Source organism: Angustibacter sp. Root456 (genome assembly GCF_001426435.1).
Taxonomy (GTDB): domain Bacteria; phylum Actinomycetota; class Actinomycetes; order Actinomycetales; family Angustibacteraceae; genus Angustibacter.
Genome location: NZ_LMER01000018.1, coordinates 72,412 through 90,215, shown reverse-complemented (window position 1 = coordinate 90,215; position 17,804 = coordinate 72,412). Strand labels below are relative to the sequence as shown.

The window sequence follows — 17,804 nt, the reverse complement described above, 5'->3', positions numbered from 1 at the left end:
GCGAAACGCTGACGCAGTCGTGGCCATCGCGTGACCTTTACGGATCCTGCTGCGACCGCCGTCCACAGGGCCCGGCGCGCGTGCGCTGGCGGCCGCACCGACGGCGTTAGGGTCGTCTGGTGCCATCACAGACCTCCACCCGCCTGCACGAGCTGCTGCGTGCCGCCGTCTCGGGCATCGGGGGAGTCGAGCGACCCGGCCAGGTGCAGATGGCCGAGGCGGTGCAGCACGCGGTCGAGTCCGGCGAGCACCTGCTCGTCCAGGCCGGCACGGGCACCGGTAAGTCGGTGGCCTACCTGGTGCCCGCCCTCGCGCACTCCCAGCACACCCGCAAGCCCGTCGTGGTGGCCACCGCGACCCTGGCGCTGCAGGCGCAGGTGGTCGACCGCGACCTGCCGCGCGTGGTGGAGTCGCTGGCCCCGCTGCTCGGCCGGCGCCCGACGTACGGCCTGGTGAAGGGCCGGCGCAACTACCTGTGCAAGCACAAGCTGGTCGGGGGCTTCCCCGATGACGAGGACGACGCGCTCTTCGGCTCGGGGTCGATGTCGGGCGGCACGTCGGCCAGCGCCCTGGGCGAGCAGGTGCTGCGGCTGCGCGAGTGGGCCGACGAGACCGACTCGGGCGACCGTGACGAGCTCGTGCCCGGTGTCTCCGAGCGCGCCTGGCGCCAGGTGTCGGTGTCAGCGCAGGAGTGCCTGGGCGGCAAGTGCCCGCTGGTCGACGAGTGCTTCGTCGAGCAGGCCAGGGCCGCGGCCAAGGACGCCGACGTCGTCGTCACCAACCACTCCATGCTGGCCATCGACGCCTTCGAAGGTCGCCAGATCCTGCCCGAGCACGACCTCGTGGTGATCGACGAGGCGCACGAGCTGGTCGACCGCGTGACGTCCACGATCACCGACGAGCTCACCGCCCCGATGGTGGAGCGCGCGGCGCGCAAGGCCCACCGTCTCGCCGACGTGGGCGAGCTGGCCGACGCCGCGCTGGCGCTTCGGGGCGCTCTGGAGCTGATGGCACCCGGGCGGCTGGTGACCGTGCCGCACCAGCTCGGCGCTGCCGTGAGCCTGGTGCGCGACGCTGCGCGCACCGTGCAGAGCGAGCTGAAGCCCGAGAAGGGCGCCGAGGTCGACGCCGGTCGGCAGGTGGCTCGCGCCGAGGTGGACGCGGTCTTCGAGGTGGCCGAACGGCTGTTGTCGCAGAACGAGTACGACGTCGCCTGGGTGTCGGACGACCCACGGCGCGGGCCGGTGGTGCACGTGGCTCCGATCGGCGTCGCGGGCCTGCTGCGCGAGAAGCTGTACGCCGACCGCACCATCGTCATGACGTCAGCGACGCTCGAGCTCGGCGGGACGTTCGACGCCGTGGCCCGCTCGGTGGGCCTGTCGGGCCCCGACTCCCCGGCGTGGCAGGGCCTCGACGTCGGCAGCCCCTTCGACTACGGCAAGCAGGCCATCCTCTACTGCGCCAAGCACTTGCCGCCGCCCGGCCGCGACGGCACGTCGGACGCCACGATGGACGAGCTGGCCGACCTCATCCAGGCTGCCGGGGGACGCACGCTGGGCCTGTTCTCCTCGCGACGCGCCGCCGAGGCGGCGGCCGAGGCGATGCGCGAGCGGCTCGACCTGCCGGTGCTCTGCCAGGGCGACGACCAGATGCCCACGCTCGTGCGCCAGTTCGCGCGCGATGCCCGCACGTGCCTGTTCGGCACCCTGTCGCTGTGGCAAGGGGTCGATGTGCCCGGCCACGCCTGCCACCTCGTGGTCATCGACCGCATCCCCTTCCCACGGCCCGACGACCCGCTCATGTCGGCGCGCTCGCAGGCGGTGGCGGACGCCGGTGGCAACGGCTTCATGGCGGTCGCGGCCACCTACGCCGCCCTGCGGATGGCCCAGGGCGCTGGCCGGCTGGTGCGCTCGTCCGACGACCGCGGCGTCGTCGCGGTCCTCGACCCCCGGCTGGCGACGGCGCGCTACGGCAGCTTCCTGCGGGCCTCGCTACCGCCGTTCTGGCCGACGGCCGACAAGGCGAAGGTGCTCGCGGCACTGCAGCGCCTCGACGAGTCGGCCGGTGAGCTACGCGCTGTGCACGATCCCGGGTCGCGTGCGGAAGCCATGCGCGACAAGGGGTCGGCTCCGGTGCCCGTGCAGCCCGGCCCGTCGGCTGAGCCGGCCCCGGTGCCGGACTCCGCGCGCACCGCCGTGGTGCTCGGCCGCGCCTGGACGCCCGAGGACGACACCCTGCTGCGCGAAGGCGTCGACCTCGGCTGCACCCTCGACGACCTCGCCGACCAGTTCGAGTGCGAGCCGGACGTCGTGCAGGCCCGGCTCGACGACCTCGGGCTCACTGCCGCCACCGACGAGCTGTTCTAGTCGGCCTCGCCTGACGGACGCCGGACCGCGCCGTTCCCAGCGCACGTCCAGGGTCGTCGTCCACGATGGGTCCATGCAGGAAGACGAAGCCACGCGCATCGCCGAGGCCCTGACCGCCCGAGGCGTCATCGCCCGCGTCGCCCGCCCGAGCTCCTACCGGTTCGGCGTGCGCATCCCCCTCGGCGACGGACGCGAGGCGCTGTGGGACGTCGACGGCGCCGCCGGGCTCGAGGCCCAGATCATGCGCGACGGCGTGCTCGTGGGCTTCGTGCCGAAGATCGCCGGCTCCGAGCACTTCGACGAGCAGCAGAGCGTCGAGGCGATCCTGGCCACCGACTACGGCGCCGCCTGACCCGCCGACGTCACCGGGCCCGCCCCATGCCCCGGCGCTGCCTCACGGCAGCCGCTCCAGCACGAAGGGCGGTCGCACCATCAGGTCGCCCCACGGGAACCACGCGGTCGCGGCCCAGGCGATCCCGAACCAGACGCTGTCCGAGCCCGACCACCGACGGACGACGATCTCGTACGTCTCGCCACGAGCGGCCGAGAACTCCACGACCTCGTAGCTGTTGTCCCAGGAGGCGGAGGCGCCCACCTGCGTGCCGTGGCTGTCTCGCACGATCAGGTCGAGGTCGACGGTGAGGTTCGACGACAGCGGCAGACCGAGGAACGATGTCACCTTGGCGTCCCACGCCAACGCCACCTTGACCTTCGGGACGAACCCGAACGACGGCACCTGCACGTGGTACCGGAACGTCGCGAGCCGGTCGCCGCCGACGTCGGCCGACGTCAACGTACCCACGTCCCAGCCGCGCGCCGTCGCCGGTGCGCCGCGCCAGCGACGCTGCTGCGCGATGCGCACACCGGACTCCGCGTCGAGCGCGCCCGCACCGTCCGAGGCGTCGGTGCGGCTCGCGACGTCGCTCCACCACGTGCTGCCCGAGACGTTGCGTCCGGCGCTCGCGAGCAGGATCGCGCGGCAGCCCTCGGGCCACGAGCAGAGCACGGGGTCGACGTCCTGCAGCAGTGCGGTGACCCCCGCCGTGGCCGGCGCGGCGAAGCTGGTGCCCGACATGGTCTGCCCGTTGGCTGACACGCCGGTGCCGTTGGCGGCGAGCTCGGGCAGCTCGCGGTCGCCGTGCGCCGACGAAGGGTTGCGGAAGACCGAGTCGCTCGACATCGAGGCCGCGGTGTCGTCGTGGTTGCCGACCGACAGCGTGTTGAAGCCCTTGTGGTTCACGTACTCGTCGGAGGGCGGTTCGATGCCGTCGGCGTCGCCCTCCCAGAAGTTGCCTGCGGCCTGGACGATGGTGGGGTAGGGCCAGCGCAGCGCCAGGTAGTCCTTGAGGACGTCGTCACCCTGCAGGCCGGCGCCGCCGGGCTCGCTGCCGCGGTGGAAGCTCTGGCTGATCACGGTGCATCCCTGTTGCGCCGCCCACCGCAGCGCGGCGTTGTCAGAGCTGTTGGCGGAGTAAAGGTCGCAGTCCGGCGCGTGGCCATGCGGCTTGCCGCTCTCGGTGTTCTTCACCACGGCGCAGGTCAGCCGGGCGTGGTTGCTGGCGGCGGGAGACGACGTGTACCGACCGGCGAAGACGAGGTTCGTCGTGATGCTCGGCCCGTCCTCGAACACCGCGACCCGCACCCCCGTGCCGTCGAAGCCCAAGGCGTGGGCGCGGTCAGAGCGGGCCACGGCGATCGAGTCGCCGAGGTCAGTGACGGCGGTGCGGTCGTCGAGGAACACCGCACCGACGACGTCGGCCCGGGCCAGCTCGCGCACCACCTTCACCGGCAGCGTGACGTGGACGACGGGGACGTCGTCCTCCGGACGCTCGCGTACGTCCGCGCCGAACCGCTCGAGCTCGCCGAGCAGGTCGGCCGTGGCCCGGCGCACTCGCTCTGACAGCTCGCGCTCGGCCGGGTGGGGCTCCTCCAGCCGTCGGTCGGTGGGCTTGTCGTAGGCCGTGAGGTCGTCGTCGAGCCGGGGCCAGACGACGACGTCGACGCGGTCGTCGTCGCGCAGGCGCTCGAGGCGCTGCCACAGCGTCTCGTGCACGGCACCGAAGCGCTCCGCCCGCCGCTGCTGCACCTCCTGCAGCAGCGCGTCGGCGTCGACCCGCTCGCCCCGCTCGTCGTGGGCGAGGTCGACCGCCTCACCGGACTCGCGGTGCACCGCCTTCACGACCTCGACGTACCGCTCGCCGTCGGCCGGCCTCTCACCGGCGGCCAGCCGGCGTACGGACAGCTCACCCACGCCGAGGTGCACGACGTGCTCGACGCGCAGCTCCTGCGGGACGCGACCGGCGAAGGCGCTGACGACGAACGGGAACGTGCGCGCCTCGCTGACCCGACCGCCCTTGGTGTCGAGCAGCTCGCCGACGCAGAGCTCGTAGGCGCCGGGCGCCAGGTCGCTGGTGTCGACCCGGGCGGCGCGCCCGCGGCGAGTCAGCGCGATGGTCGTCGGAACGGGCGCACAGGCGTTGCGGCGCAACGTGATGGCTCCTTGAGCGGAGCGAGGCTCGAGCGGCCGCGGACTGCGTAGCTCGAGGACGGTGCCGGCGGTGATGACCTCGTCCGGCGTGAACGACAGAGTCAGCGTGGTGTCCATGCACACGAGAGGGCGCGCCGGGATCCCTTGATACACAACGGCTCTCGGCGGGAGTGATTGCTGCCGCAATCGTCCGAAGTTTCTGAGATGAATCTTCTCGAACGTATTGCGCCTTTCGTCGCAACGCGCCTAGGCTCGCGGCGCGCCGGAGCACGAACTCAAGCTGCAACGGTTCTCGGGGAGTAAGTCATGTCGCTCGTGGGTGGAGCGAGCGCAGTTCCGTCGTCGCCTTCGTCTGTCTCGACGTCCGTGCCGCCGTCTCTGCGTTCGATGAGCAAGCTCGTGTCGCCGTTCGGCCTGGTGTCGACGCTGACCTGGCTGCCGGTCGCCGAAGGTGAGCCGGAGTTCGCCGTGTACAGCGGCTCGCTGGGCAACCCCGGCGCGGCGCTGACGAGCCACGGAGACTGGGTGAACGACCCGGTGGCCGGCAACTTCGACGGCGCCGGTGGTGCGCTCGACCACGACCTGGCGGCGCACCTCGCCGTCGCGGAGTCGCTCGAGCGCTACTCGTCCTGCGTCTGGCGCGACGACCAGCTCATCTGGGCGACGGCCGATGAGCTGGGCGAGGACGCCATCGCGCCGGCGCGGTGGCCGCAGTGCTCGCCGAGCGAGCTCGCGGACCCGCGCAGCGGGCTCGTCGCCTCCGACCCCGCCCTGCCGTTGCGGTGGGCGTCCTGCTGGTCGCTGACGCGACGGCGTCCGGTCTACGTGCCCGCCAGCCAGATCTACCTGCGCTTCCCTCCCGAGTCGGCCGCCGAGCGGTACCTGCACCCTGTGTCCACCGGCTGCGCCGCGCACACCGACCCGGTCGAGGCCGTCGTGAACGGGCTGTGCGAGGTGGTCGAGCGCGACTCGATCGCATTGACCTGGCTGCAGCGGATGCCGTTGCCACGCTTGGACTTCACGCTCCACGACCTCGTGGGGGACGACCGCGCCTTCGTGCAGCGTGGTCTGAGCGGCGACGTGACGACCCACCTGTTCGACGCCACCACCGACCTCGGCATCCCGGTGCTCTACGCGGTGCAGACGAGCGAGTACGACGCGGCGCTGGCCCAGCTGGTGGTCGCCACGTGCACGCCAGACCCCGGTCGAGGCCTGGCCAAGCTGTTCCGCGAGGCGGCGTCGCTGCGCATCGCCCTGCGAGCCGCGGCGGCCGGACAGCGACCGGACGCGCCGCCGGTCGAGGACTCCATGAGCGTCATCGGCGGCGCGCTCGAGGCGGGGTCGCGCGAGCGCCGCGACCGCTTCGACTTCCTCCTCGAGGCTGACCGGCCGCACCACCGCCTGGCCGACCTGCCGCGCCCGGAACGGCCGCAGGCCGCGCTGCCGTGGCTGCTCGACCGGCTGCACGCGGCGGGCTGCGAGGTCGTCGTCGCCGACCTCACGACCGACGAGGCACGCCAGGTGGGGGCCCACGTCGTGCGGGTGCTCGTGCCCGAGCTCATGCCGCTCTCGTTCGCCCACCGCGCGCGGTACCTGGCGCACCCGCGCCTGTACGAGGCGCCGGCGGCCCTCGGGCACCGCGTGCACCGCGAGCCCGAGCTCAACCCCCACCCTCAGCCGTTCGCCTGACAGGAGCGCCCATGACCTCGCAGCCCGCCACCACCAGCGGCCCGCACGTGCTCGTGCTCACCGTGGACGCGTTCGGGGAGGAGGTCGCCGCGCGGTTGGCGGCCACGGCCCGCACGACCGTGCACGACGTCTCGCACGGCACCCACCAGAGCCTGTGGCCGGCGGCCGACCTCATCGTCCTCAGTGGCGCGCGCGAGCAACCGCGTATCGCCGAGGCCATCGACGCGACCTCGTTCGTCCGGGTGCGACCGTGGTTCCCGATCTCCTGGCACGGCAACGAGATCCACGTCGGGCCCGTCGTCCGGCCCGGCCGCACAGCGTGCTTTCGGTGCTTCACCCGCCGGCGCGACCAGCACACCCGACCCGACGCCCTCGTGGCCACTGCCGACCAACCGGCCGCGGCCCCGAGCGGCCACGCCCGGCACCACGTGGCGATCGCGGCGAACCTCGCGGGCCTGGCCGTGCGCGAGGCCCTGACCCCGGTGCCTGGTGTGCCGGGCCCGGCCCAGCCGGCGCGCGACCTCGGGGCCAGCGTGCGCGTCTTCAACCAGGTCACCGCGGCGGTGGCCAAGGTGCCGGTGGTCGCCGTGGACGGCTGCCGGCGCTGCGGGTCGCGCTTCGAGCCGGCAGCCGCACGTCGTGCCGCGCTGTGGCGGCGCCTCGAGCAGGAGCTCGACGCGCCGCCGTCCACCGTGCCTGCTGCACCTGCCCTGCCTGCGGTGGCTGGCTGATGGCGGGCGAGGCGCTGTCGGCGGAGACGATCGCGCGGGCCGCCACCTTCGACCCGCAGCTGCGCGTGCCCCTGCGGCCGCGCCTGCGCCGGGGGCTGGCCGTCCAGACCACCACCGACCAGGTGGTCGTCACCGGGACGCCGACCCGCCAGCTGTTCCGGGGAGCGTCAGCCACGACGCTGCTGCCGGGGCTCCTGGCCGCCCTCGACGGCCGGCGTGGTCACGTCGAGCTGGCGCAGGCGGTCGGCGTCAGCGAGGGCACGGTGTTCAAGGCCCTGAGCCTGCTGTGGGCCTGCGGTGTCGTCGAGGAGGCGGCACCTGCCGACGTCGAGGTCCCCGACGTACCGGCTGCCGTCGCCGACCTGTTGTCGCGGCTCGGGGACTCTACCGGCGCGAACCTCGCGTGGGAGCACGCCGCAGCGCGGCTGGCCCGCGCCACCGTCGAGGTCGTGGGGGACCAGGTGCTGGCGCAGGCCGTCACCGACGAGCTCGAGGCGCCCCTGCGCGTCGGACGAGCAGGATCGCAGGCGCCGAGCGCAGGCACCACCCTCGTGCTGCTGGTGCACGGTGCGTCGCTAGGCGCTGCGGCACAGCGGTCGCTGCTCGAGGTCGCCGACCGGTGCTGGCGCCAGGGCGTCCCGCTGCTGCGCGTGCGCATGGCGGCCGGCGCCGTGGAGGTCGGGCCGTACGTGCACCGCGGTACCACCGCGTGCCTGACCTGCCTCACTCAGGACGACGCCCCCGACCTTCCCGACGGAGCCGACGTCGACGCTCTGGAGCGGGGGCTGGCCGCCGGGCTCGCCGCCCGCGAAGTCTTCGCGCTGGTCAGCCGCACCACGCCGGTGTCGCTGCCGACCCGCTGGCGGCGCATCGACCTCGAGCAGCTCACCGCCACCGAGATGTCGGGGGCGACGAGGTCGGGCTGCCCGGTCTGCTCGTGCGCGCCGGGCCGACCACTGTCGCCCGCCTCGTTGGCCGCGAGGTTCGAGGCGAGCGTGGCGATCCCGCCGCGCGACTTCGCCGACCTCAAGGCGCACCAGGCTCACTACAAGCCGTCGAACTTGGCGCTGCAGCGCGGGTTCAGGTCGTGGCCGCTGGCGGCACGGGTGGCCCTGCCACCACCAGACCTGGGGCGGCTCTCCGGTCGGCCGGCCGAGACCTCCAGTCGCCCGAACGCCCTTGACGCGACGTCGCTGGCTCTGCTCCTCGCGACCGGCGCAGGGCTGAAGGGCGTCACCGGGGCCAAGGTCGACCGCTGGACCGCTGCCGGAGGCAACATCGGCTCGGTCACGGCGTACGCCGCCGTCCGCGACTGCCCGGGGATCGCGTCCGGGCTGTACGCGTACGTCGCAGCCGACCACCAGCTCGCGCGCCTCGGGGACTGCCCGCCGCAGCTGACCGCCGACCGACCCGTGACCGTGGTCCTCACCGGCGACTACCGCAAGGTGGCGCGGAAGTACGCCGCGTTCGCCCTGCGCATCGTGCTGCTCGACAGCGGCTGCGCCCAGACGACCGTGCGGCGCGTGGCGCGGTGGCTCGGACTGAGCGCGCGAGCGCGTGAGCACTGGGACGACGACGCCCTCGCCGCGGCGCTGGGCGTCGCAGCCGACGTCGAGCCGATCACTGCCGTCATCGACCTGGGGGAGCAGCCGTGACGTCGTCCCACGAGCTGGCTCGCGAGCTGGTGGTGGCGTTCCGCGACAGCGCCGGCCCCGGCAGCCGTCTGGCCGCCGCGCCCGCGCCGGTGGCGACGTCCGACCCCGTGGTGCTCGAGACGCACGCCGACCCGCGTTCCGACCTCGCGACGGTGCTGCAGCGGCGTCGCTCGACGCGGTTCTTCGGTCCGCAGCCGCTGCCCGCGAGCAGCGTGCGCGACATCGCCCGGGACGCGCTGGCGGCCGATCGGCGCGAGACACCGATCGGCAACGCCGGCTGCCCGCTCGAGGTGTACTTGCTGGCGTTGCGCCTCGACGGGCTCGCCCCCGGCGCGTACCGGCTCGACGACGAGGGCCGGCTCTGGCCCCTCGGCGACCTCGGCCGCCCCGCCTGCGACCTCACGATCCAGTCCGAGTTCGCCGACGCCGCAGCGATCATCTCCCTGGCGGGTGACCTCACGGCCGCCGACGCCTCGTCGGGCGCCCACGGCTACCGGCAGCTGATGACCCGAGCCGGTGCCGCCGCGTACGACATGTGGCTCGACGCCGTGGCCCTCGGCTGGGCCGGCACGGTCTTCGCCGGGTTCATCCCGGCCTCGGTGCGGCTCCCGCTGGCGTCCGACGGCACCGACCGGCACCAGCTCTTCGCGCTCGCTCTCGGGCACCCGGCGGTCCTTCCGGCCGCCGCCGAGAGCGCGGTTCCGACACCAGCACCAGGAAGGAGGGATCCCCATGGAAGCGACCTTTGAGCTCTACGCGATCGACGCCGTCGACGCGCTCGAGGTCGAGCAGCTCAGTGACGCCGCGGCACTCGCCGCGGTCGGCAGCGTCTCGACCGCCGGCTCGGTCAGCTCGGCCTCGTGCCCGGCGACCACCGCGTCGTCGTTCACCAGCTTCTCGAGCTACTCCGGCTGACCGCTCCGGCCAGCCGCCACCAGCCTCACGAAAGGAGCACCACGTGTCCGACGACCTCGACCTGGTCGGCCTGCCCTCCCCGGAGGACCTCGACGTCGAGCAGCTGACCTCCGGGAACGCGCTCGCCGCGGCAGGCACGCTCGGCACCACCTCGACCGCGAGCACGGCCAGCTGCCCGTTCAGCACGGCGACGTCCGTCATGACGGCCAGCAGCGCGGTCTCCGCGGTCTGACCGCACGCGTCCAGCCGCCGACCGGCGGATGGCGACCCCACAGAAAGGGAAGGCACATGCACGACAGCGTTCTCGAGCTCTACGCCGTCGACGGCGGGTTCACCCTGGAGGAGCTTCCGCAGGGCGATGCCCTCGCGGCAGCCGGCTGCTGGTTCACGGCGTCCTCGGCGTCGACGGCCTCCTGCCCCGGCACCTCCGCGGCCTGCGTCGGCTCCGCCAGCACCTTCAGCGGCTGATCCCCATGGTGAGCACGCACGAGCTGGACCTGTTCGCGGTCGACCTCGGACTCGACATCGAGGCCATGCCCGACGGCGCCGCGCTGGCGGCGTCCGGGTGCTTCTCCTCGGCCACGTCGGCGTCCACGGCGTCGTGCCCGGCCAGCTCGGCGTCGTCGTTCACGACGGCGTCGTCCTACTCCGGCTGAGCACCAGCCGGGACCCGGGGCTGGAGCGGATTCGCTCGGGGAACCCGCTCCGGTCCTGGCCCCCTCGACGCACCCTCGACGCCCCTCGAAGAGATCGAAGGAAGCAACGCCATGAGCGCCACGACACTGCAGCTGCGCCAGGGGATCGAGATCCTGCGCGGCATGGACGACACCCCGCTGATCTACGACCCGGTGACGGGCACCTACCACCGCATCAGCCGGTCGGCCGAGGCGCTGCTGTCGTACTTCGACGGCAGCCGCTCCACCGACGACCTCGTGTCGATGCTGTCGCACGACGACACGGTCCGGGCCGACCAGGTGCGCCTGCAGGTCGCCGCCTTCGTCGAGACCCTCGACCGCAGCGGCCTGCTCGTGGGGTCCGCCCTTCCCGACGACGCCGGCCGGCGCTCGCGGCTGCAGATGTCGCGTGTCATGCCGCGGGTCGTCGTCACGCGTGCCCTGCCCCGGGTGCTCGAACCCCTCGCGCGGCTCGTGCGTGCGCTGCCCCAGACGGCGCTCGCAGCCGTCGTCGCGCTGATGGCGGTGGGTGGCTTCGCCGCCGGCGTGATCACGCTGGTGGGCCACGACGCGGAGGCCTCGCCGTTCGCGCTGCGCGACGGGCTGGTGGGTGCGGCGCCGGTGTTCGCCGCGGCGCTGGTGGTGCAGCTGCTCGCGGTGCTGGTGCACGAGTGCGCGCACGCGCTCGTCGCGCAGGTGCTCAACGTGCCGGTGCGCGCGCTGGGCTTCGCGATGCTCTTCTTCTTCATGCCGGTCGCCTACGTCGACCGCACCGACGCCTACCGGGTGCGCAGCCGGGGGGGTCGTCTGGCCCTCGCGTTGGCCGGCATCGGGAGCGACGGGATCGTCTGCGGCGCAACGGCTCTGGTGGCCAGCAACGCCTCGGGCACCGTGCAGCAGGTTGCGCTGGTGCTCCTGGCCTACCAACTGCTCGGCCTGCTCTTCAACGTCAACCCGCTGTTGCCCACCGACGGCTACGTGGCGCTCGAGATCTCCCTCGGCCTCGTCGACCTGCGGGGCCGGTCGTTCGCGCTCGTCGGCTCGCTGATGCGGCGGCGCGAGCTGCCGCCGTACCTCGCCCGGCTCGGGCGCGCCGCCCGCACCGGCTACGTGCTCTACGCCGCCTTCGCGAGCGCCTACGTCGTCGTGGCCGCTGCCAGCTTCCTGATGGGGATGGTGCACTCCTTCCACACCGTGGCGGCGGCCATGGGGCAGCGATGACCGCGGTCGCGCCGACGTCCTCGCTGGATTCGTCGACCGCCACGTGGGGGCCCGTGCTGAGCCGGGTGGGTGGCCTGCCGGCGGACGCGGTCGACGTCGTCGGGCCGCGGACGACCGAGCTGCTGGGCGTCCTGCAGGACCTCGAGGCCGGCGTGGAGCAGGCCGCGTCCGCCGTCGTCGACGCGCTCTTCGAGCTTGTGCCGCAGCTCGACGACGACGTCCCGCTGCGCCGCCGGGTGCTCGCGGGCAAGCGGCTCGCGCACCGCGCCGACGACCTGCCGTGGGACGACGCGACGTGGGACGCGGTGGCGCAGCGGCTACCCGCCGGCGCCGCCGGCGACGTCGCGCGCTACCGCGCCCTGTGCGCCGAGCGAGCCCAGCTGGTGCACCAGCTCGAGACCGAGGTCGCGGCTGACCGCGACCGGACGGTCGACACGCTCTACGCGCTGCTGGACGACGATCGCTACCTCGCATCGCTCGCGGTGGCGGCGCCCGACTGGCTGGCTCACGCGCGCCCGCAGCAGCGGCGCCCGACCACGGTGGCGGCACTCAAGACGGTGTACTCGTACGCGGTGCGGGCGAGCCTGAAGANGGCCGCCGGCTCGGGCGGCTCGGGGCGGCGCAGCACGCAGCCGTCGCTCGTGCTCGCCGCGCGGGCGCTCTCGGCTCTGGAGCGCGACCCGCGCACGGCGGCGCGGCTGCGGTTCCGCCTCGCCCCCGTGCGGCCCGGCGGCGCCGACGCGCCGTCAGGCGTGCTGCTGCGCGCCGAGAACCTCATGGCCGACGGCATCGTGTGGCGGCACGACCGCGTCGTCCCCGCCGACGCGGCGCTGCACTGGGCCGAGGCGCTCGCGGGCCTCGACGAGCCGTTCGGGTTCGACGACCTGACGTCACGGCTCGGCGGGCGCGACCCGTTCTCGCGCTACCTTCGCCTGCTCGACTCCGGGGTGGTGCGCGCCGTGCCACCGTGGCAGCGCCGCGAGGCCGCGTTGCCGGCGCTGGCCCACCTGGTGGGCGCCGACGCGTCGCCGATCAGCGCGGCCGACCTGCTCGAGGTGCACACCCGGGCCACGGCCGTCGCCGACAGCGACCCGCAGACGAGAGTCAGCCACGCGCTGCGCATCCAGGAGGTCACGCGCGACTGGGGCGACCGAGCCGACCTCGGCGTGCAGACCTCCAGCGGGTCGGTGTACGAGGACTGCGAGAGCGACGTCGCCGTGCCGGACCCGCTCACCTCTCCGGTCGTGCGCTCGACCCTCGACGAGCTGGCGCAGGCGGTGCGCCCGTACGTGTTCCGGTCGCACGTGTACGACCACGTCGTGCGTTCGCTGGTGGCCGAGTACGGCCGCGGCGGTGTCTGCGACGACCCGCTCGGCTTCCTCATGCGCCTCAGCCTCGAGCGCGACGTCGACCGTGCGATGCAGCAGGCGCAGACCGCGGACCTGCGCGAGCGCGGCACGCCCGGTGAGCGGGCGTCGCTTCCGGTGGGGCCGACGTCCGCGCCCCCCACCGCGGGAGTGCTCGTGCAGCTCGCCGGTGACGAGCACGGCCGGGTCGACGAGCCCGCGTGGGTGGTCGTGAACCACTTCGCCGCCGGCTCGGGCGCGCTGTCGGCGCGGTTCACCTCGCTGCTGCCCGAGGCGTTCACCACCCAGCTGCGCACGTTCGTGGGTGAGGGGTGGGGTGACCTCCCGTGCCGCGAGCTGCTGGTGTGGACCGACTGCAACAACGCCCAGGCGCAGTGCTCGGGTCTGCTGCCGCCGCTGCTCGTGCCCGGGGAGCCGGACGACGCCGAGCACCCGGACGGCCTGCTGCTGACCGACACCCGCCTCGTGCACGACCCGGTCGATGACACGGTGTTCCTCGTCGACCCGGCCGGCCAGCCGTTCGGCCTGACCTACCTCGGCCTGACCCCCCAGCACCTGCTGCAGGGCTACCTGAGGCTGCTCGCCACCATCGCCAACCCGTGGGTCAACGGCGCGCAGGCGTCGGACTACACCGCCACGATGGCGCCCGACCTGGTCGGCGCCTGCGGCGACGACGTCGTTCACCTGCCTCGACGCGTGGCCGGCCGGCTGGTCACCCGCCGCGCGTCGTGGGTGGTGCCGGTCGCTCTGCTGGTGGGCGAGTCCCGGCGTTGCGACGTCGCGCAGCTGCGGCGGCTGCACGCGCTGCGCACCGCGCACGGGATGCCCGACGAGGTCTTCGTGCACCAGCTGGGTGGTGGCCCGGGGGCCATGCTCGGTGACGCTCACAAGCCCACTTGGCTGTCGTTCGCATCGACCGTGTCGCTGGAGTCGTTCTGGCAGTGGCTACGGCCGAGCACGACGCACGTGCGGGTGGTCGAGGCGCTACCGAGCCGGCGCCAGCACCTGCAGGTCGACGCCGACGGCCGGCCGCGGGTCACCGAGCACGCCGCCTTCGTGCGATGGGACCGCCCGCAGGTGACGTGGTGAGTGACGTGGTGAGTGATGTGGTGAGTGATGTGGTGAGTGATGTGGTGAGTGACTGGTGGTACGCCCGCGCCTACCCCGGAAGCGGCGACGCGATGGACTCGGCGGCGGCCACGGTGGTGCCGTGGGTGCGCGACCGTGCCCACCGCCTCGGTGCCAGCTCCTGGCACTTCGTGCGCTACCTCGACATGACCGGCCAGCACCTGCGGTTGCGCGTGCGCTGCGCGCCCGACGACGCCGACGCCCTGCACCGCGACAGCGGCGAGCTGCTCGCGCTCCTGAAGGGTCTGGCCGCACCCTCCCCGCGGCCGGACCTCGTCGGCGGTCAGGCGTTCGCGAGCCTGCGCGGAGCGGTGAAGGTGCGCCACGACCTGTACGCCCCGGAGATCGCCAAGTACGGCGGCCCGCGTGGCCTCGAGGTGGCGCAACAGGTGTTCACGAGCTCCAGCGAGCTGTTCGCCGACCAGCGGCTCGGCGACCTGCCGGTGAGGTACGAACGCGCCGCGCTCGCCGTTCGCCATCTGGCCGACGTCGTCGCTCAGGCGCTCGCAACCGTTGAGCGGCAGCAGTTCTGGGTGTCACACCAGCAGCAGTGGGGATGGCATGCGCGCATGGTGATGCGTGACCAGGCCGCGGTGGTTGACCGCATCCGCACCGTGGCAGAGGGTGTGGCTGCCGCGCCGCCGCCATCGGCGTCCGTGATCGAGGCGCTGACCGCGCACGGCCGGCGGCTGGTGGCGGCGCTCGACGAGGCGCAGGCCGTCGGGGCCGCTGTCGACCGCATCACCTTGCTGCGCCACCTGCTCCACATGGACCTCAACCGATGGGGACTGCATCCGGCCGAGGAGCTGGTGCTCGGCGTCATCGCGTCGTTCAGGAAGGACCACTGATGGCCCAGGACGTCGTCCGCTTCGACGAGGTCAGCAAGCACTATCCAGGCCCCGGAGGCGGCACCACCGCCGTCGACGGGCTGACGCTGAGCATTTCCCCCGGGGAGGTGCTCGGCCTGCTCGGACCCAACGGCGCAGGCAAGACCACGACGCTCGAGATGCTGGTGGGGCTGCGGCGGCCGACGTCTGGGCGCATCTCGGTGCTGGGTGTCGACCCGGCGGCCGACCGCGACACGGTACGCCGCGAGGTCGCGATCCAACCGCAGCACGCCGCGCTCTTCGACCACCAGAGCGTCGAGGAGATGCTGCGTGTGTGGGCGTCGCTCTACCCCGACCCGCACGACGTCGACCGCGTCGTCGAGCAGCTCGCCCTCGGCGAGTGCCGCGCGGTGCGCGTGCGCAAGCTGTCGGGCGGCCAGCGCCAGCGGCTGCTCGTCGCCCTGGCGCTGATCTCCCGCCCCCAGCTGCTGGTGCTCGACGAGCCGTCGACCGGCCTCGATCCGGTGGCCAGGACCCAGCTGTGGGAGGTGATCAGGGACGTGCGCGCCGAGGGACGCACCGTCGTGCTGTCGACCCACTCGATGGAGGAGGCGCAGGCACTGTCTGACCGGGTCGCGATCCTCCACCGCGGCCGGCTCGCCGCCTGCGACCGGCCTAGTGACCTCGTCGCGCGGTTCGCCCCCGAGCGCGAGGTCGAGTTCGTGACCGACTCCGCTGCCGCAGCGTCGCTGGAACCGTTGCGGCAGATGGGATCGGTGGAGCTGGCGACGGACGCCGACCGGCTGCGAGTGCGGGTGCGCACCACCGACTCCGACGCCGTGCTGGCCCGTCTGCCCGAGCTCTGCCGAGCCCACGACCTGCGCGTCACCGACGCCGGGCTCGACGGGGTGTTCCGCAGCGTCACCGCCGACACCCTGGCCGGCGTCGCGGGGGAGGCGTCATGAGCGAGCTGGTGCGCTTGCACGCCCGCGAGCTGGTGCGCGACAAGCGGTACTTCTGGTTCGCCCTGCTCTTCCCCTTCGGGATGCTCGGCATCTTCCTCACCATCGGCGCGCTCGTGCCCAGCGGCCCGGGAACCCCGGACTTCACGCGCACGGTCGTGCCGATGGCGCTGTTCCTGGCGATCACCGGATCCGCCCTCACGGTCACCAGCGGGTCGCTCGCGGCGATGCGTGAACGCGGGCTGCTGCGTCTGCTCGGCACGACCCCGCTGGGGCGGGGGCGGTTGCTGCTCACGCACCTGTCGGTGCGCGTCGTGATGGTCGTGGCGCAGGCGGTCGCGTTGATCGTGGTCGCCGTCGCGATGGGAGCGCTCGAGCCGGCGGCGGCTCCGGCCGTCCTGGGTGTCACGGTGGCCGGCCTGACCATGTTCCTCGCGGTGGGCTGCGTCATCGGCGGCCGGCTCAGGTCACCGGACGCCGCGACCAACCTCGGCACCCTCGTGCAGCTCGGCACGCTGTTCCTCAGCGGCCTGACCGTGCCGCTCTGGCTGCTGCCGCACTCCGTGGCGAGCGTGCTGCGGGTGCTGCCCAGCACCTTCCTCGCCGACCTGCTCCTCAGCCAGATGCGTCACGGGCACGCCTTCTACCCGACCTGGCTGTCGCTCTCGGTGGTGGCGGCCACGACCGCGGCGTTCCTGCTGATCGCCGTCCGGACCTTCAGATGGGACCAAGGTGATGACTGAACCCCGACCGCCAGCCGAAGGCGGTGCCGCCGCGCCCACCCCCGGCGAGACCCGGCGTACCGCCAGGCTGCGCTGGGGCCTGGCGGCGGCCGGAGTCGCCCTCGCTGCGCTGCTCGTGGTGATGGGCGTGCTGAGCCGGGACGACAGCTCGCGGGTGTGGGCCGGCTCAGGAGCGCTGCTCGCTGTGCTGGTGCTGGCCACCCTGCTCGTGGCACAGCTCGTGGCGCAGCTCGGGCAGCGGGTGGCGCGGCCGTGGCTGCTGTACGCGCTCGTGCCCGTGTCCGCGGCGCTGGCGACGCTCACCTGGCTGCTGGGCTGGGTCGGCTTCCCGGGCGCCTGGGTGTGGTGGGTTCCCGGCGCCATCGTGAGCGCGCTGCCGCTGTGGACCCTCGGGTTCCTCGGACGCCGGGACGCCGGCCATCAGGCCACCTCGAGGGACTGACCACCCGTGATCCGCATGAGCTCCTCGTACGTCGTCGGGAACACCGTGTGCGGGTGGCCGGCTGCGGCCCAGACCACGTCGTAGCGGGCGAGCGCCACGTCGACGAACGTCCGGACGTCGGTGAGCAGACCCACCGGTGCCACGCCGCCGATGGCGAAACCCGTTGCGGTGCGGACGATCTCGGGCGTCGCACGGTCGAGCGCGGCCAGCCCCAGCAGGTCGGCGACCTTCTGGGTGTCGACGCGGTGCGAGCCGGAGGTGAGGATCAGCAGCGGCTCGCCCTGCGGCGTCCCCGCGTGCCGGCCGTGCTCGGGGTCGGCCGCGGCGCTGACACCCACGAAGACCAGCGAGTTGGCGATCTGCCCTACCTCGACGCCGAGCGCGTCGGCCGCTGCCTGCGCGGTGCGGACGGCGTCACCGAGCACGCGCACGTCGCCCTGCACGCCGAGACGGGACAGGGTCTGGACCACCCGCGTGACGGCCTGGTGCTGCGACAGGTCGGGTGCTGAGGGCTGCGACATGAGCGAAGGGTAGTGCCGCACCGTGATCTTGGGCGGGACGGCGCGGTCCACCGCGCGAGCTCACCAATAGCCACG

At 73.4% G+C, this 17,804-nt stretch carries 17 protein-coding genes; 15 read left to right on the top strand and 2 right to left on the bottom strand.

Going from position 1 to position 17,804, the window contains the following annotated elements:
* The first annotated feature begins 209 nt into the window (after positions 1 to 209).
* Positions 210 to 2,366 (top strand): ATP-dependent DNA helicase, encoded by a 2,157-nt coding sequence (locus ASD06_RS12675; protein WP_082538029.1) that lies wholly within the window; start codon positions 210 to 212, stop codon positions 2,364 to 2,366.
* 73 nt (positions 2,367 to 2,439) lie between these two features.
* On the top strand, positions 2,440 to 2,718 hold the full coding sequence (locus ASD06_RS12670) for a hypothetical protein (RefSeq protein ID WP_157371702.1): 279 nt from the start codon (positions 2,440 to 2,442) through the stop codon (positions 2,716 to 2,718).
* A gap of 42 nt (positions 2,719 to 2,760) precedes the next feature.
* Here the strand turns inward: ASD06_RS12670 and ASD06_RS12665 are convergent, their stop codons facing one another.
* Positions 2,761 to 4,971 carry a S8 family serine peptidase gene (locus ASD06_RS12665; RefSeq protein ID WP_056678072.1) on the bottom strand — a complete coding sequence of 737 codons (2,211 nt, stop codon included), beginning with the start codon at positions 4,969 to 4,971 and terminating at the stop codon, positions 2,761 to 2,763.
* 270 nt (positions 4,972 to 5,241) lie between these two features.
* Here ASD06_RS12665 and ASD06_RS12660 point away from each other — a divergent pair, with 270 nt between their 5' ends.
* The 13 genes from ASD06_RS12660 (at position 5,242) to ASD06_RS12595 (ending at position 17,208) form a co-directional block, all read left to right on the top strand.
* Entirely contained in the window at positions 5,242 to 6,543 is a 1,302-nt protein-coding gene (locus ASD06_RS12660; RefSeq protein ID WP_200942147.1) for a YcaO-like family protein, read from the top strand.
* Positions 6,544 to 6,554: 11 nt separating this feature from the next.
* Positions 6,555 to 7,274 carry a TOMM precursor leader peptide-binding protein gene (locus ASD06_RS12655; RefSeq protein ID WP_056678068.1) on the top strand — a complete coding sequence of 240 codons (720 nt, stop codon included), beginning with the start codon at positions 6,555 to 6,557 and terminating at the stop codon, positions 7,272 to 7,274.
* Positions 7,274 to 8,929, top strand: coding sequence for a hypothetical protein (locus ASD06_RS12650; protein WP_056678065.1), 1,656 nt, complete (start codon positions 7,274 to 7,276; stop codon positions 8,927 to 8,929). The genes ASD06_RS12655 and ASD06_RS12650 overlap by 1 nt, the downstream gene beginning before the upstream one ends.
* Entirely contained in the window at positions 8,926 to 9,678 is a 753-nt protein-coding gene (locus ASD06_RS12645; protein ID WP_056678063.1) for a nitroreductase family protein, read from the top strand. Before ASD06_RS12650 ends, ASD06_RS12645 begins: the two co-directional genes overlap by 4 nt.
* On the top strand, positions 9,662 to 9,844 hold the full coding sequence (locus ASD06_RS12640) for a thiocillin family RiPP (protein WP_056678060.1): 183 nt from the start codon (positions 9,662 to 9,664) through the stop codon (positions 9,842 to 9,844). Before ASD06_RS12645 ends, ASD06_RS12640 begins: the two co-directional genes overlap by 17 nt.
* 43 nt (positions 9,845 to 9,887) lie before the next feature.
* Positions 9,888 to 10,076 (top strand): thiocillin family RiPP, encoded by a 189-nt coding sequence (locus tag ASD06_RS12635; protein WP_056678059.1) that lies wholly within the window; start codon positions 9,888 to 9,890, stop codon positions 10,074 to 10,076.
* Positions 10,077 to 10,132: 56 nt separating this feature from the next.
* Positions 10,133 to 10,312 (top strand): thiocillin family RiPP, encoded by a 180-nt coding sequence (locus tag ASD06_RS12630; protein ID WP_056678057.1) that lies wholly within the window; start codon positions 10,133 to 10,135, stop codon positions 10,310 to 10,312.
* 5 nt (positions 10,313 to 10,317) lie between these two features.
* Positions 10,318 to 10,500, top strand: coding sequence for a thiocillin family RiPP (locus ASD06_RS12625; RefSeq protein ID WP_056678056.1), 183 nt, complete (start codon positions 10,318 to 10,320; stop codon positions 10,498 to 10,500).
* Between the two features lie 111 nt (positions 10,501 to 10,611).
* The gene (locus ASD06_RS12620; protein ID WP_056678053.1) at positions 10,612 to 11,739 is read left to right on the top strand and encodes a PqqD family peptide modification chaperone; all 1,128 of its coding nucleotides are present in this window, start codon (positions 10,612 to 10,614) and stop codon (positions 11,737 to 11,739) included.
* 2,488 nt (positions 11,740 to 14,227) lie between these two features.
* Positions 14,228 to 15,082: a thiopeptide-type bacteriocin biosynthesis protein gene (locus ASD06_RS12610; RefSeq protein ID WP_162248076.1), complete on the top strand. Its 855-nt coding sequence runs from the start codon at positions 14,228 to 14,230 to the stop codon at positions 15,080 to 15,082.
* Positions 15,082 to 16,026, top strand: coding sequence for an ABC transporter ATP-binding protein (locus tag ASD06_RS12605; protein ID WP_056678042.1), 945 nt, complete (start codon positions 15,082 to 15,084; stop codon positions 16,024 to 16,026). The genes ASD06_RS12610 and ASD06_RS12605 overlap by 1 nt, the downstream gene beginning before the upstream one ends.
* Positions 16,023 to 16,766: an ABC transporter permease gene (locus tag ASD06_RS12600; protein WP_056678038.1), complete on the top strand. Its 744-nt coding sequence runs from the start codon at positions 16,023 to 16,025 to the stop codon at positions 16,764 to 16,766. Before ASD06_RS12605 ends, ASD06_RS12600 begins: the two co-directional genes overlap by 4 nt.
* Positions 16,759 to 17,208 (top strand): hypothetical protein, encoded by a 450-nt coding sequence (locus ASD06_RS12595; RefSeq protein WP_056678035.1) that lies wholly within the window; start codon positions 16,759 to 16,761, stop codon positions 17,206 to 17,208. Before ASD06_RS12600 ends, ASD06_RS12595 begins: the two co-directional genes overlap by 8 nt.
* Here ASD06_RS12595 and ASD06_RS12590 read toward each other — a convergent pair.
* Entirely contained in the window at positions 17,187 to 17,729 is a 543-nt protein-coding gene (locus tag ASD06_RS12590) for a YbaK/EbsC family protein (RefSeq protein WP_056678515.1), read from the bottom strand. The two genes, ASD06_RS12595 and ASD06_RS12590, sit on opposite strands and share 22 nt — an antisense overlap.
* Positions 17,730 to 17,804 lie beyond the last annotated feature (75 nt).

Bases quoted from the DNA above. Each gene is read 5' to 3' on its own strand.
- ASD06_RS12600 (WP_056678038.1), top strand. From the start codon at position 16,023: ATGAGCGAGCTGGTGCGCTTGCACGCCCGCGAGCTGGTGCGCGACAAG.
- ASD06_RS12675 (WP_082538029.1), top strand. From the start codon at position 210: ATGGCCGAGGCGGTGCAGCACGCGGTCGAGTCCGGCGAGCACCTGCTC.
- ASD06_RS12660 (WP_200942147.1), top strand. From the start codon at position 5,242: ATGAGCAAGCTCGTGTCGCCGTTCGGCCTGGTGTCGACGCTGACCTGG.
- ASD06_RS12625 (WP_056678056.1), top strand. From the start codon at position 10,318: ATGGTGAGCACGCACGAGCTGGACCTGTTCGCGGTCGACCTCGGACTC.
- ASD06_RS12630 (WP_056678057.1), top strand. From the start codon at position 10,133: ATGCACGACAGCGTTCTCGAGCTCTACGCCGTCGACGGCGGGTTCACC.
- ASD06_RS12650 (WP_056678065.1), top strand. From the start codon at position 7,274: ATGGCGGGCGAGGCGCTGTCGGCGGAGACGATCGCGCGGGCCGCCACC.
- ASD06_RS12665 (WP_056678072.1), bottom strand. From the start codon at position 4,971: ATGGACACCACGCTGACTCTGTCGTTCACGCCGGACGAGGTCATCACC.
- ASD06_RS12595 (WP_056678035.1), top strand. From the start codon at position 16,759: ATGACTGAACCCCGACCGCCAGCCGAAGGCGGTGCCGCCGCGCCCACC.
- ASD06_RS12620 (WP_056678053.1), top strand. From the start codon at position 10,612: ATGAGCGCCACGACACTGCAGCTGCGCCAGGGGATCGAGATCCTGCGC.
- ASD06_RS12670 (WP_157371702.1), top strand. From the start codon at position 2,440: ATGCAGGAAGACGAAGCCACGCGCATCGCCGAGGCCCTGACCGCCCGA.
- ASD06_RS12655 (WP_056678068.1), top strand. From the start codon at position 6,555: ATGACCTCGCAGCCCGCCACCACCAGCGGCCCGCACGTGCTCGTGCTC.
- ASD06_RS12640 (WP_056678060.1), top strand. From the start codon at position 9,662: ATGGAAGCGACCTTTGAGCTCTACGCGATCGACGCCGTCGACGCGCTC.
- ASD06_RS12605 (WP_056678042.1), top strand. From the start codon at position 15,082: ATGGCCCAGGACGTCGTCCGCTTCGACGAGGTCAGCAAGCACTATCCA.
- ASD06_RS12590 (WP_056678515.1), bottom strand. From the start codon at position 17,729: ATGTCGCAGCCCTCAGCACCCGACCTGTCGCAGCACCAGGCCGTCACG.